Annotated in this window: 1 protein-coding gene; it reads left to right on the top strand. The window is 67.1% G+C overall.

Going from position 1 to position 839, the window contains the following annotated elements:
- Positions 1-28: 28 nt before the first annotated feature.
- On the top strand, positions 29-839 hold an 811-nt coding region (locus NKH04_RS33120), incomplete at its 3' end, for an IS91 family transposase (protein ID WP_502913467.1).

Genomic DNA, 839 nt, shown 5'->3' with positions numbered 1-839 from the left:
GAAGGCAAGACGCCGTCCGGCTGAACCGGTGCGCGCCGACCTGGAGGTCGCCGATATCTTCCGTGCTGCCGGCCCCGGATACCGGATCTCCCACGCCGGGCATCTGAGCCTGCAGCAGCTCAAGGTCATGTCGGCGATCGAACAGTGTCGCACCGCTGCATTGGGTGGTCATGTCGAAGCCTGTGCGGACTGCGGCCAATGGCGGATCGCCTATAACAGCTGCCGTAACCGGCACTGTCCCAGGTGCCAGGGCGCGGCCGCGCGTACATGGCTCGCCGAGCGCGAAGCCGACCTGCTGCCGGTCGGCTACTTCCATGTCGTATTCACGCTGCCGGCCGAAGTCGCCGAGATCGCGTTCCACAACAAGGCGCTGGTCTATGACCTGCTGTTCAAGGCGGCATCGGAGACGATGCTGACCATCGCCGCCGATCCGAAGCACCTCGGCGCGCGCATCGGCATCACTGCCGTGCTCCACACATGGGGCTCGGCAATGACCCACCATCCGCATGTCCACATGATTGTGCCGGGCGGCGGCATCGCGCCGGACGGGAGCCGCTGGATATCGTCGCGCGCGGCCTTCCTGCTCCCGGTCAGAGTACTGGGCAAGTTGTTCCGCCGCCTGTTCCTCACCCGGCTGATCGCGCTGCACGACGCCGATCGGCTCGCCTTCTTCGGCACCCTTGCTCGTCTCATCGAGCGGCAGGCCTTCCTGCGGCACCTGTCGCCGGTCCGGAACAAGCGCTGGGTGGTCTATGCCAAGGCGCCCTTCGCCGGGCCGGAAGCGGTGCTCGCCTACCTGTCGCGCTACACGCACCGGGTCGCGATCTCGAACCGCCGCC

Origin of the sequence: Mesorhizobium sp. M1365, from assembly GCF_040317865.1 — a bacterium.
In the GTDB taxonomy this organism is placed as follows: Bacteria; Pseudomonadota; Alphaproteobacteria; order Rhizobiales; family Rhizobiaceae; genus Mesorhizobium.
This window is presented reverse-complemented; position numbering and strand designations above follow the sequence as displayed.